The sequence below is a fragment of the Prochlorococcus sp. MIT 1306 genome (assembly GCF_047304515.1).
Classification (GTDB): domain Bacteria; phylum Cyanobacteriota; class Cyanobacteriia; order PCC-6307; family Cyanobiaceae; genus Prochlorococcus; species Prochlorococcus marinus_D.
In genome coordinates this window covers 1,550,841-1,576,254 of record NZ_CP138959.1, presented here as the reverse complement: position 1 = coordinate 1,576,254, position 25,414 = coordinate 1,550,841, and the positions used below count along the sequence as shown (strand labels likewise).

Sequence of the window (25,414 nt, the reverse complement as noted above, 5' to 3'; positions counted from 1 at the left end):
TTGGGAAGTCATTTTTGCTTGTCAAAGACCATCATGTCTCTACATCCTTGATGGCGGGGCTATGCTATAATGATTACAAGAATATGTAGCCTTTGTGACATGTCTGAGCTGGTGATTAAGTCATTAAAGGATCTCGATGGTCTCCGTTCGGCTCCTGATCTTGATGCGACACAATCGAAGCATTTGCTTGATCAGCTTTGTGTCTCTATGGGCGACGCTGATTGGTTCACAGTGGGAATCATGGCCCCTTCTTCTAGCTTGGCAATTTTTGTTTTAAGAGAGATGGAATCTCGTTTTAATTGGTCTGCCATGAATGTCGTTGATAAGCCTGCTGGCGAAGGACCTGTCTTTCTTAAGGCAAATCAAAAGACCGGTGACATCCATGTACGCATCGAGCATGGCTTAGGTGAAGGTGTCTTACTTAGTTGCCAACATAACAATGAAGAAAAAGAAGCAGATACCCTAGGCCCTTTCCCATTAGACTTTTTTAAGGTTAAGGATTGAACTTGCTCTGATGTTGAATTAAATTCCTTCGGTTTCATGATCAACAGAAGGGATGCACGATTAGCAAATTAGAGAAATGAGCCATTATAATTTGTCTAAACGTTTTTTGTAATGCCTCTTCCCTTCTTTTTCGATGTGCCCGTTTCGTATTTTTACTATCTATTGGCGGCTACGCTGCTGGGCTTTGTCTTGTTAATTGCTTTTATCTTCTTTAAAATCAAGCAAACTCGTTCCTGAACGCTGTATTTGTGATTACTGCCCTTTTCTCTTTGCTGCTGCTAAAACTTGATTTGGCATTCATCCGTTCATTTCTTTTCTATAGCCACTGCTGAAATATCCACGCTCATCATGTGAAAGCTCTGTGCCTGAGTATTCAAAGATGCCTTTTTCTAAATCTTCCATCGTGACTGTATAGCCAGCAGCTTTGGCAAGCATCAATACATCCGTTCCTTCGGCTTTTAGCTTCTGCTCTAAAGATGGGCACGCACGCAGCATGGTCATGAATGCTTTGAGATGTGCTTCAGACATACCGTCTTTTGGTAGTTAAGCTGCATCATCGTATCGACGAATTTAAATTGATCAAGTGCTAATTGTGGAGTGTTTGGCTTTACTGATGTTGGCTGTGGCCAGCGATTGATTGGGTTAATGAGCCCTTATTTCTCGCGTAGGTTTTCCCGATTTTGCCGATGGCTTGCCTCTCGCTCTCGATTACTCTTGACAGTAAACCTAAAATAAAATTTATGCTTAGTTCTCTTAACGCTTCTACCCTGCTTGTCGTTGGTGGGATGGCAACCTTGATGTTGCTTTATGGCGGTTTTATCCTGTTTAAGATACGCCAGCGCACTCCTTAGCAAGCATCTCTAGCTTTGATTTGAGGCAATAAGGGTCTTGGCTGTTTGGCTTCGATTTTGTGAAGGCGATGATGCGACCATCGGCTTTGTATTCGCTGAATACGATCGCATCTCTGTAGCAGATGGAGTGGACCACCTTTTCTTTAGGCAAGTCGGAGATGATTTATCGCTCACAGCAGATGGCATTCACACCACCTTGCTGGATGTTGATAAGGGTGAGTTTCTCGCTGCTGATGTGATTGACTACATCTGATTTTAAGAAACCTTGGCCTGGTTCCACATACAATGATTGTGACCGGTGAAATTGGCTTTGCTTCTCATTTAAGTCTTGAATTGCTCTGAAATTTCTTTGCAGTATCCCTCTCTAACTTGGCCTCTTAGTCGGGCTCTATTAATCCAGATTCTCGAAGATCGTCTGAGCGATCGGTTTGTTGCCGAATTGATCTGGGAGCGGCTTGGCTATCAACCCAGTGCTGATTCAACGACTGCTTGGTCTGCCGGGCCCCAAACACCGCAGCCCTGGCGTGATGCCTTCCCCACTGCCCCGCCTGTGATTGCGCAGCGGCCGGCAGCTGTACAGCTCACCCGCTCGATCGCAAAAGAGCACAAACAGCTTTTAAAGCAGCAGCTTGCTTTCGCTGGCTATCGCATTGATGAGCTCTACCCTCGTCGCACCCGTCGTGCCGCGGCTGTGAACTGGCTGCTGGCCTGGTTGGCGCAACGGGGAGACGCTCTTCCCGCCGAAGGCCCCTTGCCGCAACGTCTTGACCCTCCCCTTGACCCCGTTAAAGGGCATCCTGGCGATCCGATTGTTGAGTGAATCCTGATTGCAGAGCTGCATCACCCCGTCTCGGTTTGATGCCTCTGTAGGGTCTAGAAGGATTGCAAGGATTCAGCCAAGTGGCGCGTCCGATTGTCGCCATCATCGGTCGCCCCAACGTCGGCAAGTCCACGCTGGTGAATCGACTTTGTCGCAGTCGCGAGGCGATCGTTGATGACAAGCCTGGCGTCACCCGCGATCGCACCTATCAGGATGGTTTTTGGGGAGATCGTGAGTTCAAGGTGGTCGACACCGGTGGCTTGGTCTTCGATGACGACAGTGAGTTTTTGCCCGAGATTCGCGAACAGGCCAACTTGGCTCTGGCGGAAGCCTCTGTAGCACTGGTGATTGTTGATGGCCAGCAGGGTGTTACGGCTGCAGATGAGTCGATCGCTGAATGGTTACGCACGCAACCATGTCCCACTCTGGTGGCAGTAAATAAGTGCGAATCGCCAGATCAGGGTTTGGCGATGGCGGCCGAGTTTTGGCGTCTTGGCCTGGGAGAGCCTTTCCCGATTTCTGCAATCCATGGAGCTGGCACAGGTGATCTGCTCGATCGTGTGCTCTCTCTTCTGCCGCCAAAGCATGAGGAGGCAGAAGAGGATGAACCGATTCAGATGGCCATTATTGGCAGGCCCAATGTGGGTAAATCAAGCCTGCTAAATGCCATTTGTGGCGAGCCACGCGCGATTGTTAGCCCGATTCGTGGCACCACCCGCGACACCATCGATACACGTCTTGAACGTGAAGGCCATCCTTGGAGACTGATCGATACAGCTGGCATCAGGCGTCGGCGCAGTGTGAATTACGGCCCTGAGTTTTTTGGCATCAACCGGAGTTTTAAGGCGATTGAGCGCAGCGATGTGTGTGTGTTGGTGATTGATGCCCTTGATGGGGTCACAGAGCAGGATCAGCGTTTGGCCGGCAGGATTGAAGATGATGGCCGCGCATGCGTGCTGGTGGTGAACAAATGGGATGCGGTTGAGAAAGATAGTCACACCATGCCGATGGTTGAAAAAGAGCTGCGCGCCAAGCTTTACTTTCTCGATTGGGCCACGATGTTGTTCACTTCTGCACTCACTGGGCAGCGGGTGGAAAGTATCTTTGCTTTGGCCGCCTTGGCAGTTGAGCAGCACCGTCGTCGGGTGAGCACCTCGGTGGTGAATGAGGTGTTGAAGGAAGCCTTGAGTTGGCGCAGTCCACCCACGTCCCGTGGTGGTCGCCAGGGACGCCTTTATTACGGCACTCAAGTGGCGAGCAGGCCGCCTAGTTTCACCTTGTTTGTCAATGACCCGAAGTTGTTTGGCGATACCTACCGCCGCTATGTGGAACGGCAGTTACGAGAAGGGCTTGGTTTTGATGGCACTCCATTGAAGCTTTTTTGGCGTGGTAAGCAGCAACGGGCTGCCGAACGCGAGCTGGCTCGTCAGCAGAACCGTTTGGGATAAGTCATGGACTGGTTGCGTCAGCTTCCGATCGGGCAGTACGTGGCTGGCAACTCCGGTTGGTTGCGTCGTCTCGATCCCCGTTTGAAGCTGGCTTGGGTGTTGATGTTCCTGCTCACGCCAGTACTGGCTGGCTCGTTGTGGCGTATTGGTTTGGTTGTTGCGCTTCTCTTGATCACCTTGGCCAGTGGTTTGCCGGTGCGGATCTGGTGGCGATCGTTGCTGCTGCTGCTGTTTCTGGGCGCTCTTGTGGGGCTGTTCGCCATGATGTTGCCGACGGGGGAAACCGCTGCCACCCTTGCTGTGCGCTCGCCGCAGGAAGTGCCGGGGGCGAGTGTGACCAGCCTGTCTTGGGAGTTGCTGCGGCTTGGTCCCCTGCGCCTTGGTCCTTTGGCCTTGGGGCCCTTTGTGGTTAGTCGTCGTTCTGCTGAGTTGGGATTAAACACCGCCACTCTCATCTTCACTGTGGTGCATAGCGTCAACTTGATGTTGCTCACCACCCAGCCGGAAGATTTGGTTTGGGCTCTGAGCTGGTGCCTGGCACCGCTGGCCTTGATTGGTGTACCTGTCGATCGGCTTAGCTTTCAGTTACTGCTTGCCTTGCGCTTTCTACCCCTGGTGCAGGAGGAGTTGCAGAACCTCTTACGGTCTCTCGCTAGCCGAGCCGTGAACTTGCGGCAGTTGGGTTTCAAGGCCTCTTTTGCTTTGATCCTTTCAGTGGGCGAACGCCTCTTGGCCAACATCCTCTTGCGAGCTGAGCAAGGAGCAAACGCTTTGCTTGCTCGTGGAGGTCTTTGGTTGCCGCCCGATCAGTTCCGCCCTCAGGTGTTATTGACTGGAGCGTCCCTTTGGCTCAACATCGCTTCGGCAATGTTGCTGCTGTTTGTGCTTGGCTTGCGTGGGAAGTACGGTGCTTTGTAGATGATGAACTGTTGCAGGTGAGCGCCGAGCGCTATCTCAATCACCCCACGTTCGGAATGCTCTATCTCGTGGCCCCCGCCGGCGATGGTCGAGACGTTTACGCCACGCTCTATGCCCAGAGAATGTTTTTTCTCGTCACGCTGCAACCTCGAGGGGCGCAGTTTGAGGTGATTCCCTATCAAGACGCTCGCCATTACGCCGAACTTCATCTGAACCATTGTCGGCGTGATCGCTCCCCTGAGTACGAGAGTTGGCAGCAGTTGTTTGCTCAGACCTTTATCTGAGGTTGATGTGACGTTGTCTGCTCGTTGGCACGATCTGGTTGATCGGCTTGCTGATGGAGTTCATCTTTTGGCTGTGAGTAAGGGGCATCCCGCAAACTTGATCCGTCAACTTGCCGAGCTTGGTCAGCAGGATTTTGGCGAGAGTCGCTTGCAGGAGGCTTTGCCCAAGTTGGAGGCATTGGCTGATCTCAAAAGTCTGCGTTGGCATTTCATTGGACGTCTACAGGCGAACAAGGTGCGGGGAGTGGTGAGATCCTTTGCCGTGATCCATTCAGTGGATTCTCTGGCTTTGGCAGAACGCATTTCAAGAATTGCTGCTGAAGAGCAGTGCTGCCCGCAGGTGATGTTGCAGGTCAAATTTCGGGATGATCCCTCTAAGGGTGGTTTCTCTCAAGAGCAGCTCAAGCAGGCCTGGCCCGATCTGATCCAGTTGTCTCATTTGCAGTTGATTGGTCTGATGACCATGGCTCCTATAGAGCTTTCACTCGAGCAACGCCAGGAGCTTTTTCGGCAGTGCCGTGAACTTGCTGATCAGCTTGGTTTGCCTGATTGCTCGATGGGAATGAGCGGTGACTGGCTTGAAGCTATGCATGCAGGGGCTACCTGGTTACGGCTGGGGTCAATTCTCTTTGGCGCGCGTTCAATGGCTAAGTCTTCTTCCGTAGATGACATTAATGCTGTCTAAACCCTTGCCCCGGCCTGCTTAGAGCGCTATTTAGGTGTCAGGTTAAGCAGTCTTCCTCTAAGGGGAACTTACCTTCAGTCGGTTTTAAGCCGATTTACGTTCACATCATCGCGAGAGGATCCCAACGGTGTCGCTTATTTCCCGTCTTCGTGCTGTCGTCGCTGGTGATGACTATCTCGACAGCGATTACGACGACCTCGATTACGACACCGATGACGATATGGGTGCAGATCACAGAAGTGATCATGCCAGTGGCGGTGCTTTGGCGACGCCATCAGACTCCAGCCCTTTTGATCTTGGTGGGGGGTTCTCCGGTTCCAATGTGATTGGTATGCCAGGGGTTGGTTCGACTTCTGCTGAGGTGAACCTGATGGAACCAAGGAGTTTTGATGAAATGCCTCGTGCCATTCAGGCCCTGCGAGAACGCAAGACTGTGATCCTCAATCTCACGATGATGGAACCTGATCAGGCGCAGCGTGCGGTGGATTTTGTTGCTGGTGGCACCTTTGCCATTGATGGTCACCAGGAGCGGGTAGGAGAGAGCATTTTTCTCTTTGCTCCTAGTTGTGTCACGGTTTCCAATACCAGTTATGACGAGGCTTCTGCACCACCGATGGTGAGTCAGGATCACGATTCAGTACCGTCATCGTCTCAACAAACTGGTGCGGCACCTGTTCCGGCCTGGGAGGTCACCAGCGCTGGTGGCCTCTAATCACTCCATGCCCTGCTCTTTGGGGGTAATCGGCCTGGGTCGAATGGCTCAGGCTCTTGTTTTGCCGCTGTTGAAGCAGGGAGAGCTTGCTCCGCAACAGGTTGTTGCGCTAGTGGGCCGTGGCGCAAGTGTTGAACGTCTCGCAGACCAGCTGCCAATCGGTCTGCGTTTGAAAGCTGCAGATGATCCCACTGCGGCAGAGGCATGGATGGCGCCCATTCAATTGCTAGCGGTGAAACCGCAGCAGCTTGAACAGATAGCAGCTTCCGCAGCTCGTCTTAAGCAAACTGCAGAGAGGCCGCAGCTGTTGATTTCTGTGCTTGCTGGCGTGAGCTTGGCTCGTTTGCAGCAGGCTTTTCCCGCTCATTCCTGTGTGCGTGCCGTTCCAAATACCCCTGCCTTGGTAGGAGCTGGGCTCACTGGATTGTCGTGGGGAGAGGGAGTCACGGCAGAGCAACGCCTAGCGGTTGAGCGATTGTTTTTGCCGGTGAGCGAGGTGCTGGAATTGCCGGAGTCGCAGCTGGATGCTTTTTTGGCGTTGACGTCATCCGGCCCTGCCTATGTGGCACTGGTGGCTGAGGCGATGGCTGATGGTGCGGTAGCGGCAGGCCTGCCGAGGTCCTTGGCCCATCATCTTGCCCATCGCACCCTTGCTGGCACAGCAGCCTTGCTTAAGGATCAGAAACTGCATCCTGCGGAACTTAAGGACATGGTGACCTCTCCGGGTGGCACCACGATTGCCGCACTGCGCAAGCTTGAGCGGGCCGGGGTTCGTTCTGCTTTGATTGAGGCGGTTGTTGCAGCTGCTCAACGTAGCCGTGAACTGGCTTGAGTTAGGCCGCCATCTTTGTCGCTCCTAATAAGCCGCGGTAGAGCGTTTCCAGGTCATCGATGTTGCGGGTGATGGTGTATCGCTCCAGCACGCGCATACGGGCGCGGCGACCCAGTTCGGCTGTTAGTACGGGTTGATCGCGTAGCACCGGCAGCAGGGTGCGTAATTGGCTGGTGACACCCTGTGTGCTTAATACGATGCCCGCACCGCTATCTAACACTTCCCCATCAGCCCCGGCGTCAGTAGCCACGCAGGCTGTACCTGTTGCCATGGCCTCTAGCAGTGCCAGAGACAGACCTTCGACCAGGCTTGGCAGGAGGAAGACTTCAGCGCATTGCAGTAGGGCCACCTTGGTATTGAGATCTGACTCATAGCCCCACCAGAGAACGTCGTTTTCTTTTGTTGGGGTTGAGTTGTTTTGCAGGGTCGAACGCAGAGGGCCATCGCCAACGATGACCAGTCGGCAGCCCTTGGTCTCTACCAGCCGCCAAGCGCGCAGCAGTGCCTCCACATTTTTTTCTGCTGCGATGCGTCCCATGTAGAGGAAAATTCGTTCATTTCCCAGACGTCCAAGCACTTCTTGCTGCATTGGGTTGGTGCATTGGGGACTTGTTGGTGCCCAACATTCAGGATCGACGCCATTGGGGATCACGGCGAGTCGTTGTTCCTGTACTCCAAGTTTGGTAAGAACCTCAGCTTGCAGCTCGGAGAAGACGATCACCTTGTCATAGCGAGCCAGGGCAGGAGCGTAGAGCTGATACGTGAGCTGTTGTGTGCCAGCCGTGAGGTGGCGCATGCCGCTATCAAATGGTGGGTGGAAAGTTGCCACCAATGGCACACCGATTTGCTCGCAGAGTTCTGGCAGCCGGAAGTCGAGGGGGGAAAGGGTGAGGCTGGCGTGAACGAGATCGGGTTGCAGTCTTTCTAATGATTCCCTGAGTTCTCGCTGCGCTCCTGGGAAGGGAATGGTGTAAACCTGTGACTTCACCAGGTATGGCAGGCTCACTTCTGGGTCATTGGCCAACAGTGCGCTCTCGCCGTTGCTAAGGCCGCCTGGATTGTCGAAGTGAATAAAACTGGTCTGATGGCCGCGTTGTCTTAGGGCCTCAGTCGTGTTGAGACCGTAGGTGACGTTGCCGCAGAACGGTGTTTTTTTGCCTAGCCAGGCAATGTGAGCCACCTGCTGCAATCCTCCTGCCGAATGTGAAAGCTAGCAGCGCTGCCAAGGGCGCTCTAATAAAGCTGCTACTAGGGCAAGTGCAGCAAGCAACCACAGCACTGGCACGAGCCCATAGCTGCTCACCAGAGCGCCAGCCAGCACAAGAGGCAGACTCAGGGTGATGTTGATGAGGTTGTTTTGTAGACCAAACACCTTGCCGCGCTGTGCTTCTGGCGTGTCTTCTTGAATGGTGGTCTGGGCTGGAATCGCTACAAGGGCTGCTCCCACGCCCAGCAAACCGCATAGCAAAAGAGTTGGTCCCAGAGAACCAAGCACTCCCCCAAGCAGCACAAGGGTGCAGGCGATTGTGCCCAGGCCGGTTGCGCACAAGTTGCGGCGGTTGAAGCGGTGGCCGGTTTGGGCCATCACCACAGCCCCCAGGGCCATCCCAATCCCACTCATCGCCAAGATCATGCCGAAACCAGTTGGCCCCAAACCTTTGATCGAACCTGCCAAGGTGATGGCCAGCACGTACATGGCGGCTAGCAGGCTATAGATCACAACAAGGTGGAGCATGGCCCCTCGCACAGCAGCCTGTTGACGAAGCACCTGCAGACCATCGCCGATTTCCTGCCAGACACTTTCTCTAGAGCTGTCGCGAGGTTGCTCCTGCATCTGGATCGTGCTCAGGCTGATCGCTGCCATGCCGTAGCAGAACGGTAGGAGCAGAAATTCCCCTCCATTAAGTCCTAGGGAGAGGAAGGCTTGTTTGAGTAGACGCAGGATTGGATCACCAAGGGCAAAGCCCACAATCGTGGCGCCCATGCTGGTTGCTTGATACAGGGAATTGGCAGCCAGGAGATGTTCCTTTGGCACCAGTTGAGGGATGGTTGCTTGCTCGGCTGGCGCGAAGAATTGGGTGAGAACTGACTCCAGAAAGGTCATCACCAGCAGTGCCCAGTACCCCCAGCTGAGACCCAGCCAATGGGGACCTGGCAAGAGACAAACTGGGGCCAAGAGCACCAGCAGAGCACGCAGCGCGTTGGAGGCCACCATCACGCGACGTTTCGGCCAGCGATCAGCCCATACACCCGCCACGGTTCCCAGCAACATTGCTGGAATGGTGTTGGCTACATAAATGCCTGTGGCAAGCAGGGTGATCTTTTGTGCGCGGGTTTCGAAATCCATCCGAATCGCCGCCGCCACCTCTGCAAGCGCCTCATTGCTTTGAGGGGTACTGCTCACCCAGTACTGGGCAATCAGGTACACCATCAAAACGATGTAGAACTTGTCGGCCAGTTGGGAGAAGATCTGACCGATCCACAGCCGGCGAAAGCCATCCAGCTTGATCACCGCTGCCAATCCGCGGCGTCCTTCTGGATTCGAGCCGGTCGGTAGGGCCGGTTCGGGACTGTTTAGAGTTGGACCGCTCAAGATGCTTGTGGTGCCGCGGTTATGTTCGCCCATCGCCTGAGCTGATGATGGCCTCGCGCAACATCCCTAGAGATCGCATGTGATGTGGCAGATGGGTGCGGATCCAGCACTCCACTACCGCGAGCAACCGCAGCCACACCTCTGGCGGACCCATTAACTCGCCATCGCTTCGCATGGGCAGGGCAGGGCGAAGCAGCCGCTGCAATAGGGCTAGCTCTGAGGGATTCAGTTGCAGTGCTGCGCCGGGTAGGGCGCCGATTGCAAAACCCTCTTCTGGCATCAAACTGCAGCGCCATTCCCATTGGCCCAGGGGTGGCTCCAGCGCTGTGCCGTTGCGACAGCATTCCTGTACTGGCAGGCCATAGCCGCCTAGAGCAAGCAAATGCACGCAAGCCTGCACGCTGCAGGCCAGGGTTGTGTTTGGCTGCGCTGGCTGGGCTTCGCTGAGGGCCTCGAGTCGTTCGAGATGCATCAGCAGTGTGTTGAGCAGGCCAGGGAGAGGATCGTTGCCTGCTACCAACATCAGGCTGAGTTCTGCAAGGGCCTGGGCAGCTGCCAGTGTCTCTAGCTGTTTCCCCACACTGTTAAAGCTGCGCAATACCTTGAGTTGCCGCACCCTTGCTAGGCCTCGGCGTCCTGCGACTTGTAGCTCCAGCAAGCTGAGTGGCACTGCTGCCGCAAGGCTGCTGCGTGGTCGTCGCGCCCCAGGTACGGCAAGGCGAGTCACTCCTTCTTGATCGCTGAGCAGAGTGAGAAGTCGATCATGTTCCCCGAGCGGTCCCACCTTCAAAGAGAGGCCGTTGAGGCGTCGTTCTCCACTCACGTTTGGCCACGGCGTAGTGCCTGCATGAGGGCTGGGCCTTGACTGGTGCCAAGACGGGTTGCGCCTGCTTCCACTATGTCGAGGGCTTGCTCGAGAGTGTTTAACCCCCCGGCGGCTTTGATTCCGCAACGACCCCGAGCCAGGTTTGCCAACAGACGTATATCAGCTGCCGTTACTGCTGGGCCGAAACCATTCCCACTTTGCAGCCCGCTGACGTCAGCATCGATGGCGGCGTCGACTGCCAAGCTCAGGCGATCCGCCGGCAGGCGGGCCATGTTGAGGATCACGTGTACAGGTAGCCCTAGTGCACAGATCTCGGCAAGTTCTTCGGCAAAGAGTTCTGCTTTGCCTTGGCTGAGGGCCCAGAAGTCTGGAACCACATCGAGCTCTTCAGCTCCATGATCGGCGGCCCATTCCGCTTCGGCTTGTTTGAGCGTGCTTGGTATGGCACCGAAGGGAAAAGCGATCACGGCAATCAGCCGCGTTGGACCTGGAGGACCGAGTCGTTCGCGCGCCGCCTGCAGGCGATTGAGGTTGGTGCATACACCTGCAAAGCCGAAGTGACGTGCTGCATCACAGGTCTGCTGCAGGACCTCTGGATCAAGGTGGGGATCGAGCAGTGCCTGATTGATCAGTGGTGCTAGATCCGGTAATTCACGCTGCTGGGAGGGTCCAGGCATCAAGATTGCTCACGCTTAATCTCGAGCCTGTATAACCCCGTAGCCGCCATGGTTACGTCGGTAGATCACCTGCAATTGGCCACTTTCTTGTTCGCGGAACAGGTAGAAGTCATGGTCGATCAGGTCTAGTTGATGCCGGGCTTGTTCGACGCTCATTGGCGGCATGGCGAAGTATTTGCGCCTAACGCCTGGGCTGGGGAGGTGGGCCTCCTTGCCATCGAGTAGTGAACCGTCGATCGGGGCTTCATCGATCACCGCTTCGGTGGTCGGCGTTGAAGAGGCTCGATGCCCGGGGCTGTGATGGTGATCGCTGTGGCGTTCCTTGTAGCGGCGTAGTTGACGGCAGAGCTTGCTGGCTACCAGATCAATGCTGGCGTAAAGGTTTTCACTGCGTTCTTGAGCGCGGATCACGGTGCCGTTAGCAAAAACGGTGACCTCGGCAGTCTGTTGAGGCACGCTCGGGTTTCGGGCGACTGAAAGGTGCACATCAGCTTCCTTCACCATGTCTTCAAAGTGTTGAATCGCCCGCTCCAGTTTTGATTGTGTGTATTCGCGTAGGGCAGGTGTTAGTTCAAGATTGCGTCCATGGATCAGCAGCTTCATGGCATCCCTCCGGTGCCGATTGATATCGGCAAGTTAGGTACTACCTCTACATCGGCACAATCCCGATCGACTTTTCTGTATGAGTGCAGTGAGCCAGTGCCCTTCGAGATGGCTTGGCTTTGGCAGCAGCAGTGGCAGCAACATTTGTTTGCCAAACCCCTTGCTCCGCAGGCAGTTTGGCTGTTGCAGCATCAGGCTTGCTACACCCTCGGTCGCGGTGCAAGCGAGGCCAATCTGCTTTTTGATGCCAACAATCCGCCTGCTGCGTTGCATCGCATTGATCGGGGTGGTGAGGTGACCCACCATTTGCCTGGGCAGTTGGTGGTCTATCCCGTGTTGGATCTGCGGCGCTATCAAACTGATCTGCATTGGTATCTGCGTCAGCTTGAGCAGGTATTGATTGATGTTTTGGCTGTTTTGGGATTAGCAGGTGAGCGCTTGCAGGGACTCACCGGGCTATGGCTGGAAGGTCGCAAGGTGGCTGCGATTGGCGTGGGGTGTCGTCGCTGGATTACTCAACATGGATTGGCTCTCAACGTGGATTGTGATCTTGAGAGCTTTTCCGCCGTTGTCCCCTGCGGCCTGGTGGGTCACCCGGTGGGTCGGCTGAATCAATGGATCCCTGGGCTCACGGTGGCGGAGGTGCAGCCTCTGATGCGTCAGAGCCTGAGTGACCGTTTCGGTTTGGTTTGGCAGATCCCAGAGTCTCTGGCCAAGCCAGGGGCATTTGCGTCCGATGCTTAGCGCTCTTAGCCCTGTTTGCATTGAAGATGTCAGATGAGGTAGCAGCAGGTAGCAGGTTGAAAGACGACAACCATGAGGGTTCTCTAGCCAAGGCGGTTTGGCGCCCTTCTCCACATGAAGAAGATGGATTAGCGCATCAGGGTCATGTCGCCCAGATGGGCCGCGTTGATCAGATCTGGCTTTGGTTGGCGCAGAAGCATGGCCAAATCCTGGCGGTTGATGCTCCTCATGCGACTCATCCTGAACGCTTTCGCTATGGAGAGCTTGCTGAGCAGATCGCTTTGGCTGCTGCTGCGTTCAGCCATCTCGGCATCGGCGCTGGAGATGTGGTGGCGTTTTTTGCTGAAAACAGCCCCCGCTGGTTGATTGCGGATCAGGGTTTGATGCGTACTGGTGCTGCTAATGCGGTGCGAGGAGCGACTGCTCCACTGGAAGAGCTGCGCTACATCCTCGCGGATTCAAGCGCTGTTGCCTTGGTGGTACAGAACGCCGAGTTGTGGCACAAGCTTGCCCTTACCGATGAGCAGCGCAGGCCTTTGCGCTTGGTTTTACAGCTTGAAGGTGAGCCCGCTGATGGCGTGCTGGGGTGGCAGGAACTGCTTGCTGCAGGAGCGGGTCAGCCTGCACCAGATCCCTTGAAGGATCGCGACTCCGGCTCAGCGGCAACTGTGACGGCCACGATTCTCTACACCTCTGGAACAACAGGGCAGCCAAAGGGTGTGCCCCTTAGCCACGCCAACCTCCTACATCAGATGAGGTGCTTGGCTTGTGTAGCTTTCCCCTCTCCGGGTGCGCCGGTGTTGAGTGTGCTGCCGATTTGGCATGCCTACGAACGCAGCGCGGAGTATTACTTCTTTTCGTGTGCATGTACTCAGAGCTACACCACGATCAAGCAATTGAAGCGGGATCTACCGAGGGTTAGACCGATTGTGATGGCGACGGTGCCGCGGCTTTGGGAGGCGATTCAGGCGGGCTTTGATGAAGCGGTTAAGGGCATGCCAACAGGACGGCAACGCTTGCTGCGGATGGCCCTTGCCAACAGTGGCTCGCAACGAAAGGCTTGGCGTAGGTCTCGAAATCTTTTGCTGGAGCCGGTGCCTTTGACCACCCGGACGCTGGCTTTGCTGGAGGCAACGCTGCGCTGGCCTTTGCATGGTCTGGCGGGTGCTCTGCTCTGGCCCAAGGTGCTGAATCAGCTCTGTGGGGGGCGGCTACGTTTTCCCATTAATGGTGGTGGAGCGATTGCACCCCATGTGGATGCCTTCTTTGAGGCGGTTGGGCTGGAGCTGCTGGTGGGCTACGGCCTCACTGAGACAAGCCCAGTCGTCAGTTGCCGAAGGCCTTGGCGCAACATTCGTGGCAGTTCAGGACCGCCTCTCCCTGATACTGAGTTTCGGATCGTGGACCCTGAAAGCGGCGCGGCGTTGATGTTCCGTCAACGTGGCCGTGTGTTGGTGCGGGGGCCTCAAGTGATGGCTGGTTACTTGAGGAAACCAGATGCCACAGCCAAGGTGCTTGATGGGCAGGGTTGGTTCGATACCGGTGATTTGGGAATGCTTTTGCCCGATGGCTCCTTGGTGCTGACTGGTCGCGCTAAAGACACGATCGTGCTTAGTAGTGGCGAGAACATCGAGCCTGGTCCGTTGGAGGCGGCATTGGTTGCGAGTCCACTGTTGGAACAGGTGATGCTTGTGGGCCAGGACGAGCGGCAGCTTGCTGCACTGGTGGTGCCCAGGGAGGAGGAAATGCTGGCTTGGGCAGAGGATCAGGGATTGTCGATGCAGACTGGCCTGATTGGATCTCCTGGAGATGAGGCGTTGCGGCGCTTGCTGCGCGGCGAACTCAATCGATTGCTGGCTCAGCGCTCAGGGTCGCGGGCGGATGAACGGTTGGCGGGTGTCGCTCTGGTCGAGGCGTTCACGATCGAGAACGGTTTGCTGACTCAGACTCTCAAGCAGCGGCGCGATCGGATCACGCTCCGAGATGGGGCATTGATTGCGGCCCTTTATGGTCGCTGTTGATTTTGTTTTCAGCCGGCAGTTGACCCCATGGTCACAGGCTGAGACCCTTAGCCATTACTCATCACTTTCATGTCCGAAGGCACGACCCTGTCGATTAAGCGCTCGATTACTGTTCGCGCGGTAGTTACACCAGATTGGAAGGAGGAGGCTGAGCGTGAGCTCAGCAACGCCATTGCAACCACCGATCAGCAGTTGGCCCAGTTGGAGCAGGAAGGTCAGCAGGTGGTTGATGAGGTCCGTCGCCAGAGTGCCAATCCCCTCGACCCACGCGTGCAGGAGCAGGTGGCCCAGGTGCAGCAACAGGTGGCTGGCAAGCGCAGTGAGTTGGAGGAACAGAAGCGCAACCTGCTTCAGCAGCAGGCGCAGGTGCGCGAACTAGAGATGGAGCAGATTGTTGAGCAGGGTCAGATTGAAAGCTTTTGTGACTTGAGTGTGGGTGACAATCTGGTGAAGAAGATGCAGGTGTCTGTGGTTGTACGCGACGGTGTTGTGATGGAGATAGAGGGGGCCTGACCTCCTTTGAAACGGGGCTTAAATGTTGAAAATAATGTTGGATACAAACTTTGGAGTTAACTAAAGCCCTCTTTGCCCTTTGCCCTAGGCCATAGGACTTTGGATTGGATTTTGCATACGTCTTGTCTGAATTTTGATGATTTAATGCTTAAGACCTACTTTAAGGAACTGCCTCTGAATTGTGAGGCGTGTCTTAATTACTTATGCGCATATGCAATATAGTTATCTAAGGATTAAAAACCTGACAGTATTATTGATACCGTCGAGCATGTCTGATGTTGGATGGATGTTGTTTTTGCCAAGTGTTTTTTTGATAAACTCATTGCACTTCACTCCTTGCGGCTTTTAATACCTTATGTTTTTGGTCAATGCTCGCAACACTATTAGATTTGTTGTGAAAACAAGCTCGTTTTGGCTTGTAGAGATTGACAGCTTGCTTGTCCTTGGTAGGGCATTTAGAGCCCGCTAATTTTGTTGCTAAGCGAACAACCATGATGGCGACAAAAGGAGATTCACGAAGAAGATACTTGTCTTCAAGGTTGAAAATAAACAAGCTTGGGAAAGTTTGTAACTATACAGCTAATAACATGCATATTTACGATGCAGCTATAATATTTGGCTTCCACAATGAAGCATTTTGTACTCCTCGAGCCCAGCAGATGCATGATAAGGGTCTTTTTTGAACGTCCGTATTTTAAATGTACTTTATGATCAAAGTCCAAGCTTCCTTTTAGGAAAGGTCACTGCCGCTTAAGTATTGGCTTTAGAGGTTCTTTTTTGTTTGTCTTAATCAAGTCTCTTTTCTTAAATAGGAGAGCTTATATTGAGTAGGCTTGGTCTTGCCAGGAAACTGATGCTCCTGAAAAATCGGAAGGCGACTATTCTTTACTTGCTATTTTTATGCTGCGTATTTGTTTCAGCTCCATGGGTGATGAATAGAACAAATAGCCTCGAAGAAGGCCGCAGCTGGAGACTGTCTAGAAAATATCAATTAAAAGAAGACCGTGCATCAGAGATAGACAGTGTCTTAAACGGAGAAGTCTCAAATAGTAATATCCATAAGTTGCTTAGAATGGATCCGACACCTTTGATCTTTGCCCAATCACTTGTTCTTAGTGGCCCTGCACGTGAGCTGGGCAGGAATTTTATAAAAGGCATTGATCTTTATCTTAAAAAGGTCAATGATCAAGGTGGTATAGATGGTCGCCCGATCATGATATGGAGATTAGACGATGGCTATGAACCAGATAATGCTTATAATAACACTACTCAATTTATTAGTTACTCGCAACTTCTTGGATTATTTGGTTATATCGGCACACCAACGACAAAAGCTTCACTCCCACTAGCTAAGTCTGCTGGAATTGATATTATCTCACCATTCACTGGAGCAAGTGTATTGCGTGGTGGAAATAATGCCTACACAATTCATCATCGCGCTAGTTATGCGGATGAAGCGAAAAGGATTGTTGATTATTTGGTTAATGATGGATTTGTTCGCATCGCCATAGGATATCAAAATGATTCCTATGGCAAAGATGTATTAAATAGTCTTATAGAGGAATTAGCTGACCCTCATCGGCTATCGCCAGTGATAAGTGTTCCTCTCGTAAGAAATTCAAGAGATACGGGTAATGCAGCAAAAGAAATTAAAGCTCATAATCCCGATGCTCTTATTGCGATTTCAACTTACCAGACAGTTGCCAGTCTTATTCAGAATCTAAATTCACAAGGAAGCTACCCTCAAGTTATGACGATTTCATTCACAGGTACTAAATCACTAATCAAAGAGTTGCCCCGTCATGCTTCATTTGGAATAGGCGTTACACAAGTCGTTCCTTTCCCATGGGACCTTCGCAATCCCATAGTGAGAGACTATCAACATGATCTACTTCATGTTGATTCAGATGCTGAATTTGATTTTGTGAGCTTGGAAGGCTATCTGATCGCGAGGAAGCTTGTATCGGCCTTACGAAAAGCTTCGCCGGCTATCAATCGATCAAGCCTGAGAGAAGCATTGCTGGAGGAAAATGATGGTCTTATTTCTGGGGGTGTAGAAGTAGACTTGGTATTTCTTGGCACCGATCCATGGCAACCATGATCAACCGCTAGATTTAGTTATTGATGGCAATCCAACAAATAGCCATGGATATTAATAGCACTAATAGAGAGACTGGAGGCCAGCTTTTTTCTAGTAATGTGAGTCTTTTTGCAATCTTTAGCCTAGTCTCCTGGTTTGATTCCTTCATTCTAACTCTGCAATCTTGTGTATATAGAACAAGTGCAAAGCTAAGAAGTGAAGCGATATAGCAGAGTACAAAGATCTGATCTAAGTAAGTTAAATAAGGAAGTTCAGGTAGTCCAGAACGATAACCTTCCTGCATAAAAACAAGAGTTAGTAGCACCGCCAGGGGGATTTCCAGGTTGTATTCTGATTTGACACGAGTAATTAAAATAATTGATGCCATAACAACTAGCAATGGCTGTATTAATTTCCAGAAGGATGACCAGGGTGATTTCCCATAGGTAACATCAAAAATTAATTGGCTATATTCAGCGCTACTTTTGTTGTTGCTTCCGAAGCTCGTAGCTAAATGATGTCGGTATTTTCCAATTGACCATCCATCTAAATGCCAGCCTATTAAATTCGAATATCCTCCGATTCCACTGTCTCTTATGTCAGGGATTAGACGTAAGCTATCATAAGTAAGTCTTCCATCTGGGTCATCAGTCTCAAGTACTATTGGCAAGCTTAGGGCGTCAAAAGGGTAGCGGGAAATATTAAAGTTATCGATATAGAATTCTCCTGTGTAAGCAAAAGTTTGGCCGTAGTTTCCATCTTCAAGCCTAGTCGGAGCGGCATCTCCTTTTGGGGCGATATCAGTAATCTCTGGATTGATATCATTTTTGAATTTGATTATATTTAAGATTGACATGTCCTCCGATTCTAAATACTGCTGCAGTGGCTTGTTCCAATTCATAAAGATATAGCCCTTGCTTGAGAAGCCTGGAGTTGTTAAATCGAGGTCGTAATTATTAACTACGTATACCCCTGCCTTGATTTGATATTTAGTTTTGGCCAGTAATTCAGCGTCATTAATCACTTCTAAACCACTAAGAGGTTTGCCACGATTCAAGGATGGCTTTGATAAGTTGACGATATGTGGTGAACTTGTAAGCCTGAGTACCTCACGAGTGGATACGGCTTGTTCTTCTGAATTTAAAAATAAAGTAACTAATATTGCGGCAATGAGAAAGCCTGAGATGAGAACTGAGTTCCAGCTATATTTGTTCTCCCATAAGCGAAGTGCCCAGGGGTGTCTTCTGGTTAAGTGGCGAATCAGTCTTATCAGCATTTAAGCTTTCGCAAGAATGGCCAATTGTTTTTGAGCTTAGCAAGCTAGACTCTCAAGATCCTCACCGTTATACTTTAGCATTTCTAGCATGCTGTGCATTAACGACTTATTCTTGCATCTAATCTAACTGTACAAACAGCTTTTAGATCTTTTAAAAAATAACTAGTAGCATAAAAAAGTAGATTTATGTCAGCTCTCATATGGCCGCGAATTGAACATCTGAGTGCATGGACTCTTGCACGATTGGCTTGAGATGATGATTGTTGGCTATCTCCAGCAGGCCAACTTATGCAGTACATCTCCGGCGATCCAGGAGCATAATTCTCTTCGCTTACTTCATAACACTCATGCGACTTTGATTGAAATGTTCAGCAATGGCTTGTTGGTTGTGTAGCAATCTATTTGATTGGCCTTTGGATTATTCGTTTGACCAATAAATATTTCGAACCCCCAGCGTTGACGCTGAAACATTGCATTGATTTAATACTATAAATCGCTTCAGCCTTTCTGAATCAGTCAGCTTTTGGAGAATGATGTGTTCATGCTTGCATGGCTTTTGAGTATTTGCCTATCCCTAATACTCGTTCGCAATCCATGATTCTGTCGAATGCATCACCGATAGCGTAATCAGTTTTCTCTCCCTGCTCTTCCAGTTTCTTGATTTTTTTCTCTAGTTCAAGTAGAGGGTTTTGCGCCTTGATGCTTTCAGTTGTGCCATGACTTTTGGCTTCAGGCTCTAAGACAGCCTGATTAATAAGGATCGATCCCTCTGATTGCAGATATAACGTTGCCAATTGTTCCAGGACCTTTGTGTATTTTTCACCCTTCTGCTTACAGCGTGATCTGAATGCATCCAGCAAATCGGGATGAAAGTTTGCCGAGAATTGCCCTGCTCTCACGATCGACTGACTGTGTATGGGCAAATTTAACAGGCTTGCCTATGGATAGCGGTTCTTTTGTATAGGCGAGGCTGCCGCGAGGGATCCTTCGCTTTAAAATTTTGATTGATCAACCTCAGCCAACTCCTGATATTTGCCTTGGGAACGTTGCAACGAGGTTTGAGCACCCCTCAAAATTCAAGCCGAGGACAGGACTATCGCAACTCACGACATTTTCATGCCTGCTCTGAGCTCAACGATGACGGAGGGCAAGATCGTTGAGTGGCTTAAGCAACCTGGCGACAAGGTTGGGCGTGGTGAGTCGGTGCTTGTGGTGGAGTCAGATAAAGCGGATATGGATGTGGAGTCATTTCAAGATGGCTACTTGGCCGCGGTCTTGATGCCTGCTGGTCGTTCGGCTCCAGTGGGCGAAACGATTGGTTTGATCGTTGAAAGTGAGGCCGAAATCGCGGCAGTTCAGGCCAATGCCCCTGCTGAGCCAGCGTCTGATCCTGCCCCTCTCAAGACTGCTGCAAAAGTTGTCGATGACCCTGCCCCAGCATCTACTCCAGCGCCCGTCGTGGAGAGTCCCCCTGTTGCTGCTCCTCCGCCTGTTGCCAGCCAAGCAGTAGACACTGACAAACGCATCGTTGCTTCCCCGCGGGCTAAAAAACTTGCTGCGCAGATGGGTGTTGATCTGGCCAAGTTGAGGGGTAGCGGACCCCATGGCCGTATCCAGGCTGAAGACGTGCAGCTGGCTGCAGGTCAGCCGATCAGTGTGCCTCAGGTTGCTGAAGGAAACGCTTCTTTCGCAACGACGCATGCAACTTCTGCAGGCGTTGCTCATGCAGTGTCATCTCCTGTAGGTCAGAGCTTTGGGGCCCCGGGAGAAACCGCAGCCTTCAACAACCTCCAACAAGCGGTCAACCGCAATATGGAGGCCAGTTTGGCCTTCCCCTGCTTCAGGGTTGGCTACACGATCACGACTGAACAGTTGGATGCTTTTTACAAGCAGGTGAAGCCTAAGGGCGTCACGATGACAGCCCTTCTGGCCAAAGCCGTGGCCTTGACGCTAGTGCGTCATCCCCAGGTGAATGCTGCTTACAGCACCGCTGGGATGATGTATCCAGAGCAGGTGAATGTTGCTGTTGCAGTGGCGATGGACGATGGCGGTCTGATTACACCGGTTTTGCAGAATGCTGATCGCACCGATCTCTATGAGATGTCGCGGCAGTGGGCAGATCTTGTGAAGCGGTCACGCAGCAAGCAGTTGCAACCCGAGGAATACAGCACTGGTACTTTCACACTCTCCAATCTGGGCATGTTTGGCGTGGATCGCTTTGATGCAATCTTGCCCCCTGGCACTGGCGCAATTTTGGCGGTAGCTGCATCGCGGCCTGCTGTGGTGGCAGGAAAGGATGGCTCGATTGCGGTCAAGCGCCAGATGCAGGTGAACCTCACTGCCGACCATCGCGTGATCTATGGCGCCGATGGGGCCGCCTTCCTCAAGGATCTGGCAGAGCTGATTGAGACGCGGGTAGAGAGTTTGGCGCTCTAAACAGGATTCAGATCCAGGTTTGACAATCTTTTGCCGCGCGCTAAAAAGTGATAGTGAGCGGCCTTGATTTCATTCAGGAGGCCTAACCACACCAAGTAGAGGGTTCTTGACCGGACCGGCGACTCCGTAGGTCACCACGAATCCTTGCCCACCAGCAAACGTCGACGTTCGACCTAAATAGCTCTTGTTGATGACGGCATTTTCGTCGTACCAGTTGTTCGCACTCCAGATATTGCCGGCATCATCGACAATTACATCGGTGTTCATTTGAATAACACCACTCTGATAATCATGAATCACATCACCTGTCGTTTTCCCCTCAGGGCAATTTGATGTATTGGTTCCACAGATATGCATCAAACTGCTACCAAAAAGATTTGCAACCCATACATTGTCATTGCCATCGATGCTTACACCCCAGGGAATATAGACATCTCCTTTTGCAATGTCTGATTTAATCATCTTCAAATCAGGTGAGATCAGTGCAATCATTCCAGAGCTTGTTTGCTGCGGATTTGCTTTTGCATATTCAAGCCCTTGCATGAATTCCTGCATGATTGTTGTTGGGCGAGGAGGTGCCTTGCTGACCCCAGGAGGTAAAACTAGCGTTGCTGAATCAGTTTGCTGGGCGACCCAAGCATTGCCTTTGGAATCGATTGCCACACCTCTTGCCCCTAAAGCGATATCAATTGTTTTCACTGCCTCAGGGTTTTCTCCAGGGAAGATGGTGAGTTTATTGTTGTAGCTGCTGGTTACCCAGACTCTATTTTGCTGGTCAACAGCAATACCGAAAGGAGCTTGTAATCCTTTGATTGTTAATCGCTCGCCATTCTTATAGTCACCATCTGGGAAACGAATCATGTGATCCTTGGTGTTATCTGCAATCCATACATCTCCATTCGCGGCGGTTGTTACTGCTTGCAGTTGGCCGATCTCGCCATCAACAGTCGCCGGTCCAAGTGGTTTGCCATCTTCAAGATCAAAGACCCCGATCTTGTTGTTAAAAGTGCCTACCCAGGCATAATTTTTCGAGACTCCTGTTCCCCAGCCCACGCCATTCAGCCCTTGTCCGTTATATCCCTGAGGTGATGGGGAGAGCGCTTCTCCGCTGGCGTTGAACCTGGTGAGCCCTCCGCCAATGGAGTTGATGACACCAGATTGGGAACCAGGCATCCAGTTGGCACCACTCCACATATTGGCGTTGTCGTCAAACATCATTTTCCCGAGTGCCATTGCGCCGCCACCCTCTAGACGGATCGAGAGTGAAAAACTCTCCGGTTCAAATAACAGGTAGGGAAGGGTTGCGCCTTCTCGAATTTGTTCTGCCTTGTTGAGTGGATATTGTTGAGTGAACAGTTTGTAGAGCTCACTAGCTTTTGCCCACGGCTCTTTGGCGATAGAAATCAGTGCGTTGAGGCTGTTATCTGAATTGGTTAGATTGAGGAACTGACTACAGCCATCGGCTGTATTGCTATTGCCACAAAGGGCCAATAGGTTGGAAAGAACGTTGAGACGAACCATCGTCTCGGAATTGGGTAGGTTTAAGCCATTCAGAAGTGTTTCGCCATATTTGCCATTGCTTGTATTGACTAGGTGCCTTACATGCCCCGAACCAATGGCTAAAGCTGTTTTGCTGCCACTGATCTTATTTCCGTTGATTAGTTGAGCATTGGGCCACACTGATCCCACGGATGTCAGTTCGTTGATGACGACAGACTTGTTGGAATTGGAGTCAAGAACACTGAGCATTTTCAAGTTGCCAGTATCTTGCCCATCGATACTTCCTCCTTCGGAAATTAAATAACTAACCTTATCCTTATTGCGGGGTATGGACAATTTGAACGCCCCATCTTTAGAGGTCTTGGTCTCAATGATTTTCTTCGCTCCATCCTTGGCGGAAGACTGCCAGAGCAAAACCTTGGCTTCACTAACGGGCTTCCCTAATACGGAAACCCTCCCTGAGAAGCTTGACGCATTACCCGTGATGCTGGAGACCTCGCAGGAGGCAAGCAAGACCGACAGCGAGCCCAGCAATGCACCTCCAAGGATGGGAACGGAAATGGGTTTCATCGCTACAGATTGTTCTGTTGGTTCTTCTAGTTGTAGTACGTAAGTAGTGCAAGCTCTTCAGTTCTCGGTGTTACGTCATAGACCTGTGAAAGTGCCGTTTGCTGCCTTGCGTGCATCCTGAAGAAAACGATTCCAAGACGACTTGAGCTTTTTCCAGAAACTTCTTGGGCATCCACTCCTCCGCAAAAAGGTTGACGATGAGCGGCTGCCCAGTGTTCAGGCTTTGCCGATTCTCTCGTCGGATGCCTTGTCGTCAGTGGCTTATGCCACTGAAGCTGCACTTGGTGTTCTGATTCTTGGCGGCAGCGGTGCCCTTGGCCTTTCTGTGCCGATCACCCTGGCGATTATTGCTCTGGTTGCCATCGTTGTGCTCTCCTACCGCCAGGCGATTGAGGCTTATCCGAAAGGGGGCGGCTCCTACGTCGTGGCACGCGACAACCTTGGCCGCAACGTTGGTTTGATTGCAGCGGCGGCATTGCTGATCGATTACACCCTTACCGCGGGGGTGAGCCTGATGGCTGGCACTCAGGCACTCTCCTCCCTTGTGCCATCGATGCTCGATCACGAGGTTTCGCTTGCCTTGCTTTTGTTGGCTTTGATTGGCTGGGCCAATCTGCGGGGCCTCAAAGAGACTGGACGGCTGTTTTCTTTGCCCACCTATGCCTTTGTGGTGATGGTGGCTTTGTTGATCCTTGCCGGTTTGAAGGATCTGATTTTTGAGCATGGCTTCGTGCCGGACATGCCACCAGCTGTGCAAGCCGTTCAGCCGTTGGGGTGGTTTTTGATCCTGCGGGCCTTCAGCTCAGGTTGTTCAGCGATGACTGGTATTGAGTCGATTGCCAATGGAGTGAAAGTTTTTCAGGAACCTGCGGTGGTCAATGCCCGACGCACGTTGTTGGTGATGGGTGTGTTGCTAGCCGCCATGTTTTTGGCGGTTAGTGGGCTGGGTTACATGTATGGCATCGCTCCGAATGATCGGGTCACTGTGTTGGCTCAAATCGGTTCGCGGGCTTTTGGTTCGGGCAGTGTTCTGCTTTGGGCTCTGCAGCTTTCCACGCTCTTGATCCTTGTTTTGGCGGCCAACACCGCCTTTGCAGGTTTCCCTCGTTTAGCGGCGATGTTGGCAGAAGATCATTGCCTGCCAAGGCAGTTGAGCTGGATTGGTGATCGCTTGGTCTACCAGAACGGTATTGGCGTTCTTTTGCTGGTCACGGCGCTGATCATCGTGATCTGCAAAGGCGATACCACTGTTGCCGTGAACCTTTATGCCCTGGGGGTCTTCACTGCCTTCACCCTTTCTCAGCTGGGATTGGTTCTTCGTTGGTGGCGGTTGCGGGGGAATGGTTGGCAGGGTCGGCTGTTGATGAATGCTCTTGGTGCAGTCACCACTTTTGTGGTGCTTGTGGTGATCGTGGTGAGCAAATTCCAGGAGGGTGCCTGGACTGTGGTGATTGCCATCCCTGCATTGGTATGGGGTCTGGCGCAGATTCGACGCCGCTATCGAAAGGCTTATGCAGCGCTCGCTTTGGAGCCTGACTTTGGCCCATTGCAGGTGGAGCCTCGCCAACCTCCTTTGGGTAATCACTGCATCGTTTGGATCCCGGGTTTGTGGCGTGCCTCCATGGAAGCGTTGCGTTATGGATGTTCCATTGCTGATTCCGTGACGGCTGTCTTTGTGCTCGGCGATGATGATGATCCAGACGCAATTCGTACCGCCTGGGACAGACTTGTTGGCGATCATCCCGGTGAACTCGAGCTCCGCCTTTTGGAGAGTCGCTTTAGTTCGGTGATTGATCCTTTTTGTGATTATGTCGTAGAGCAGGAAGAGCTTCATCCGGAGCGCACGACCACTGTGGTGATGGCGCTAGTGATCACTCGCGATTGGCTCGATCAGACGCTTCTCAATCAGCGGGCTGTCTATTTGTTTAAGGCCCTGTCTGGCGACTACAGCCGAGTCTTTTGTGTGGTGCGTTATTACCTAGCGGGATAGTCGATCAGCGACGTCGTTTGGGTTGACAACCTTTCTCTACACACTTTGGCGTTTCAGCTTGAGAGAGGGCGTAGGGGGCTTTTCTTTTGGCAAAACATCCTCGTATTGCTGCTATCTATTCGCTCCTGTAGTAGGCCTGAGGCTCAAATGAGGGCGCCATAATTGCACTTGCTATCCATGGATCATGAGAAGGGAACTAGAGATTGGATGGGCGATTGAGGTGTTCTAAATGTCAGAATTGAGTTGACGTAGAACAACACACTCAAGCAAGCATTACAGATCTCCCATTCCACATCTCTCTTGCGTACAAATCTTCTTCACCCATCCCTCTTTTGTGCAACTGAATAGGCCATTGGTTGATGTTTCTCTCTTGAGAGATTCATTCCTGCAGAAAAAAGTTCCCTTTGGTGTTTGCATGACTTCATCACTAATCCGTTGCCACTTGCCAAGATTGATGTAGGGTTTCTTCTCGCAATCTTCAGGAAATCTTGACAGGCAGGGATCAAATGCATAGCCATCCTTGTCAACATA

26 protein-coding genes are annotated in these 25,414 nt (G+C 51.9%); 16 read left to right on the top strand and 10 right to left on the bottom strand.

Annotation, left to right across the window (positions count from 1 at the left end; translation table 11 throughout):
- The first annotated feature begins 99 nt into the window (after positions 1-99).
- Positions 100-504, top strand: a complete 405-nt coding sequence (locus tag SIB74_RS07945) for a DUF1824 family protein (RefSeq protein WP_063395610.1) — start codon at positions 100-102, stop codon at positions 502-504.
- Positions 505-801: 297 nt separating this feature from the next.
- On the opposite strand, the gene SIB74_RS07940 is transcribed toward SIB74_RS07945, so the two are convergent.
- Positions 802-1,032: a Nif11-like leader peptide family natural product precursor gene (locus SIB74_RS07940; RefSeq protein WP_063395609.1), complete on the bottom strand. Its 231-nt coding sequence runs from the start codon at positions 1,030-1,032 to the stop codon at positions 802-804.
- A gap of 360 nt (positions 1,033-1,392) precedes the next feature.
- On the opposite strand from SIB74_RS07940, the gene SIB74_RS07935 reads away from it, so the two are divergent.
- The 8 genes from SIB74_RS07935 to proC all read left to right on the top strand — a co-directional run bounded on the left by SIB74_RS07935 (position 1,393) and on the right by proC (position 7,054).
- Positions 1,393-1,608 carry a hypothetical protein gene (locus tag SIB74_RS07935; protein WP_063395607.1) on the top strand — a complete coding sequence of 72 codons (216 nt, stop codon included), beginning with the start codon at positions 1,393-1,395 and terminating at the stop codon, positions 1,606-1,608.
- Between the two features lie 96 nt (positions 1,609-1,704).
- The gene (locus SIB74_RS07930) at positions 1,705-2,175 is read left to right on the top strand and encodes a DUF1823 family protein (RefSeq protein WP_082818468.1); all 471 of its coding nucleotides are present in this window, start codon (positions 1,705-1,707) and stop codon (positions 2,173-2,175) included.
- Positions 2,176-2,255: 80 nt separating this feature from the next.
- A complete protein-coding gene (gene der, locus SIB74_RS07925; protein WP_063395660.1) occupies positions 2,256-3,623 on the top strand; it encodes a ribosome biogenesis GTPase Der in 1,368 nt (455 codons plus the stop codon).
- 3 nt (positions 3,624-3,626) lie between these two features.
- A complete protein-coding gene (locus tag SIB74_RS07920; protein WP_063395606.1) occupies positions 3,627-4,541 on the top strand; it encodes an energy-coupling factor transporter transmembrane component T family protein in 915 nt (304 codons plus the stop codon).
- A 17-nt stretch (positions 4,542-4,558) separates the two neighbouring features.
- Positions 4,559-4,825, top strand: a complete 267-nt coding sequence (locus tag SIB74_RS07915) for a PipX family protein (RefSeq protein ID WP_063395659.1) — start codon at positions 4,559-4,561, stop codon at positions 4,823-4,825.
- A 7-nt stretch (positions 4,826-4,832) separates the two neighbouring features.
- The gene (locus tag SIB74_RS07910; protein ID WP_063395658.1) at positions 4,833-5,510 is read left to right on the top strand and encodes a YggS family pyridoxal phosphate-dependent enzyme; all 678 of its coding nucleotides are present in this window, start codon (positions 4,833-4,835) and stop codon (positions 5,508-5,510) included.
- A gap of 127 nt (positions 5,511-5,637) precedes the next feature.
- Positions 5,638-6,222, top strand: coding sequence for a cell division protein SepF (locus SIB74_RS07905; RefSeq protein ID WP_063395605.1), 585 nt, complete (start codon positions 5,638-5,640; stop codon positions 6,220-6,222).
- Positions 6,212-7,054 carry a pyrroline-5-carboxylate reductase gene (proC, locus tag SIB74_RS07900; protein WP_063395604.1) on the top strand — a complete coding sequence of 281 codons (843 nt, stop codon included), beginning with the start codon at positions 6,212-6,214 and terminating at the stop codon, positions 7,052-7,054. The genes SIB74_RS07905 and proC overlap by 11 nt, the downstream gene beginning before the upstream one ends.
- A gap of 1 nt (position 7,055) precedes the next feature.
- Here the strand turns inward: proC and SIB74_RS07895 are convergent, their stop codons facing one another.
- Genes SIB74_RS07895 through hpf form a run of 5 tightly spaced genes read right to left on the bottom strand, consistent with a single transcriptional unit; the run spans position 7,056 to position 11,753 of the window.
- Positions 7,056-8,234 carry a glycosyltransferase family 4 protein gene (locus tag SIB74_RS07895; protein ID WP_063395657.1) on the bottom strand — a complete coding sequence of 393 codons (1,179 nt, stop codon included), beginning with the start codon at positions 8,232-8,234 and terminating at the stop codon, positions 7,056-7,058.
- 30 nt (positions 8,235-8,264) lie between these two features.
- Positions 8,265-9,680 carry an MFS transporter gene (locus tag SIB74_RS07890; RefSeq protein ID WP_063395603.1) on the bottom strand — a complete coding sequence of 472 codons (1,416 nt, stop codon included), beginning with the start codon at positions 9,678-9,680 and terminating at the stop codon, positions 8,265-8,267.
- Positions 9,667-10,470, bottom strand: a complete 804-nt coding sequence (gene recO / locus SIB74_RS07885; protein WP_063395602.1) for a DNA repair protein RecO — start codon at positions 10,468-10,470, stop codon at positions 9,667-9,669. The genes SIB74_RS07890 and recO overlap by 14 nt, the downstream gene beginning before the upstream one ends.
- Positions 10,467-11,150 carry a deoxyribose-phosphate aldolase gene (deoC, locus tag SIB74_RS07880; RefSeq protein WP_063395601.1) on the bottom strand — a complete coding sequence of 228 codons (684 nt, stop codon included), beginning with the start codon at positions 11,148-11,150 and terminating at the stop codon, positions 10,467-10,469. Before deoC ends, recO begins: the two co-directional genes overlap by 4 nt.
- Positions 11,151-11,165: 15 nt before the next feature.
- On the bottom strand, positions 11,166-11,753 hold the full coding sequence (hpf, locus tag SIB74_RS07875) for a ribosome hibernation-promoting factor, HPF/YfiA family (protein WP_011826750.1): 588 nt from the start codon (positions 11,751-11,753) through the stop codon (positions 11,166-11,168).
- A gap of 12 nt (positions 11,754-11,765) precedes the next feature.
- Here hpf and lipB point away from each other — a divergent pair, with 12 nt between their 5' ends.
- The 3 genes from lipB (at position 11,766) to SIB74_RS07860 (ending at position 15,031) form a co-directional block, all read left to right on the top strand.
- Positions 11,766-12,497: a lipoyl(octanoyl) transferase LipB gene (lipB, locus tag SIB74_RS07870; protein ID WP_063395656.1), complete on the top strand. Its 732-nt coding sequence runs from the start codon at positions 11,766-11,768 to the stop codon at positions 12,495-12,497.
- A gap of 26 nt (positions 12,498-12,523) precedes the next feature.
- Complete coding sequence (locus SIB74_RS07865) at positions 12,524-14,518, top strand: AMP-binding protein (RefSeq protein ID WP_063395600.1); 1,995 nt, start codon at positions 12,524-12,526, stop codon at positions 14,516-14,518.
- 69 nt (positions 14,519-14,587) lie between these two features.
- Positions 14,588-15,031 carry a YlqD family protein gene (locus SIB74_RS07860; RefSeq protein ID WP_011826747.1) on the top strand — a complete coding sequence of 148 codons (444 nt, stop codon included), beginning with the start codon at positions 14,588-14,590 and terminating at the stop codon, positions 15,029-15,031.
- Positions 15,032-15,350: 319 nt separating this feature from the next.
- Here the strand turns inward: SIB74_RS07860 and SIB74_RS07855 are convergent, their stop codons facing one another.
- Positions 15,351-15,584, bottom strand: coding sequence for a hypothetical protein (locus tag SIB74_RS07855; RefSeq protein ID WP_063395599.1), 234 nt, complete (start codon positions 15,582-15,584; stop codon positions 15,351-15,353).
- A gap of 378 nt (positions 15,585-15,962) precedes the next feature.
- On the opposite strand from SIB74_RS07855, the gene SIB74_RS07850 reads away from it, so the two are divergent.
- On the top strand, positions 15,963-17,132 hold the full coding sequence (locus SIB74_RS07850; RefSeq protein ID WP_197463272.1) for an ABC transporter substrate-binding protein: 1,170 nt from the start codon (positions 15,963-15,965) through the stop codon (positions 17,130-17,132).
- Positions 17,133-17,145: 13 nt separating this feature from the next.
- Here the strand turns inward: SIB74_RS07850 and SIB74_RS07845 are convergent, their stop codons facing one another.
- Both SIB74_RS07845 and SIB74_RS07840 read right to left on the bottom strand, forming a co-directional pair.
- Complete coding sequence (locus SIB74_RS07845; protein ID WP_413681633.1) at positions 17,146-18,387, bottom strand: hypothetical protein; 1,242 nt, start codon at positions 18,385-18,387, stop codon at positions 17,146-17,148.
- Between the two features lie 539 nt (positions 18,388-18,926).
- The gene (locus SIB74_RS07840) at positions 18,927-19,286 is read right to left on the bottom strand and encodes a hypothetical protein (protein ID WP_063395596.1); all 360 of its coding nucleotides are present in this window, start codon (positions 19,284-19,286) and stop codon (positions 18,927-18,929) included.
- 217 nt (positions 19,287-19,503) lie between these two features.
- Between SIB74_RS07840 and SIB74_RS07835 the strand changes: the two genes are divergently transcribed.
- Entirely contained in the window at positions 19,504-20,823 is a 1,320-nt protein-coding gene (locus SIB74_RS07835) for a dihydrolipoamide acetyltransferase family protein (protein ID WP_063395595.1), read from the top strand.
- Between the two features lie 69 nt (positions 20,824-20,892).
- Here SIB74_RS07835 and SIB74_RS07830 read toward each other — a convergent pair whose 3' ends face one another.
- Positions 20,893-22,572 (bottom strand): hypothetical protein, encoded by a 1,680-nt coding sequence (locus SIB74_RS07830; RefSeq protein WP_231906035.1) that lies wholly within the window; start codon positions 22,570-22,572, stop codon positions 20,893-20,895.
- A 121-nt stretch (positions 22,573-22,693) separates the two neighbouring features.
- Between SIB74_RS07830 and SIB74_RS07825 the strand changes: the two genes are divergently transcribed.
- Complete coding sequence (locus tag SIB74_RS07825; protein ID WP_231906034.1) at positions 22,694-22,936, top strand: hypothetical protein; 243 nt, start codon at positions 22,694-22,696, stop codon at positions 22,934-22,936.
- Positions 22,937-23,035: 99 nt separating this feature from the next.
- Entirely contained in the window at positions 23,036-24,883 is a 1,848-nt protein-coding gene (locus SIB74_RS07820; RefSeq protein ID WP_063395593.1) for an APC family permease, read from the top strand.
- Positions 24,884-25,414: the final 531 nt, after the last annotated feature.

What these genes read in the sequence shown, in the direction of transcription:
- SIB74_RS07865 (WP_063395600.1), top strand. Translation starts at nt 12,524, where the DNA reads ATGTCAGATGAGGTAGCAGCAGGTAGCAGGTTGAAAGACGACAACCAT.
- SIB74_RS07920 (WP_063395606.1), top strand. Translation starts at nt 3,627, where the DNA reads ATGGACTGGTTGCGTCAGCTTCCGATCGGGCAGTACGTGGCTGGCAAC.
- SIB74_RS07860 (WP_011826747.1), top strand. Translation starts at nt 14,588, where the DNA reads ATGTCCGAAGGCACGACCCTGTCGATTAAGCGCTCGATTACTGTTCGC.
- SIB74_RS07940 (WP_063395609.1), bottom strand. Translation starts at nt 1,032, where the DNA reads ATGTCTGAAGCACATCTCAAAGCATTCATGACCATGCTGCGTGCGTGC.
- SIB74_RS07830 (WP_231906035.1), bottom strand. Translation starts at nt 22,572, where the DNA reads ATGCTCAGTGTTCTTGACTCCAATTCCAACAAGTCTGTCGTCATCAAC.
- SIB74_RS07945 (WP_063395610.1), top strand. Translation starts at nt 100, where the DNA reads ATGTCTGAGCTGGTGATTAAGTCATTAAAGGATCTCGATGGTCTCCGT.
- SIB74_RS07850 (WP_197463272.1), top strand. Translation starts at nt 15,963, where the DNA reads ATGAATAGAACAAATAGCCTCGAAGAAGGCCGCAGCTGGAGACTGTCT.
- SIB74_RS07890 (WP_063395603.1), bottom strand. Translation starts at nt 9,680, where the DNA reads ATGGGCGAACATAACCGCGGCACCACAAGCATCTTGAGCGGTCCAACT.
- SIB74_RS07825 (WP_231906034.1), top strand. Translation starts at nt 22,694, where the DNA reads ATGATTTTCTTCGCTCCATCCTTGGCGGAAGACTGCCAGAGCAAAACC.
- SIB74_RS07845 (WP_413681633.1), bottom strand. Translation starts at nt 18,387, where the DNA reads ATGCTGATAAGACTGATTCGCCACTTAACCAGAAGACACCCCTGGGCA.
- hpf (WP_011826750.1), bottom strand. Translation starts at nt 11,753, where the DNA reads ATGAAGCTGCTGATCCATGGACGCAATCTTGAACTAACACCTGCCCTA.
- SIB74_RS07835 (WP_063395595.1), top strand. Translation starts at nt 19,504, where the DNA reads ATGCCTGCTCTGAGCTCAACGATGACGGAGGGCAAGATCGTTGAGTGG.
- deoC (WP_063395601.1), bottom strand. Translation starts at nt 11,150, where the DNA reads ATGCCTGGACCCTCCCAGCAGCGTGAATTACCGGATCTAGCACCACTG.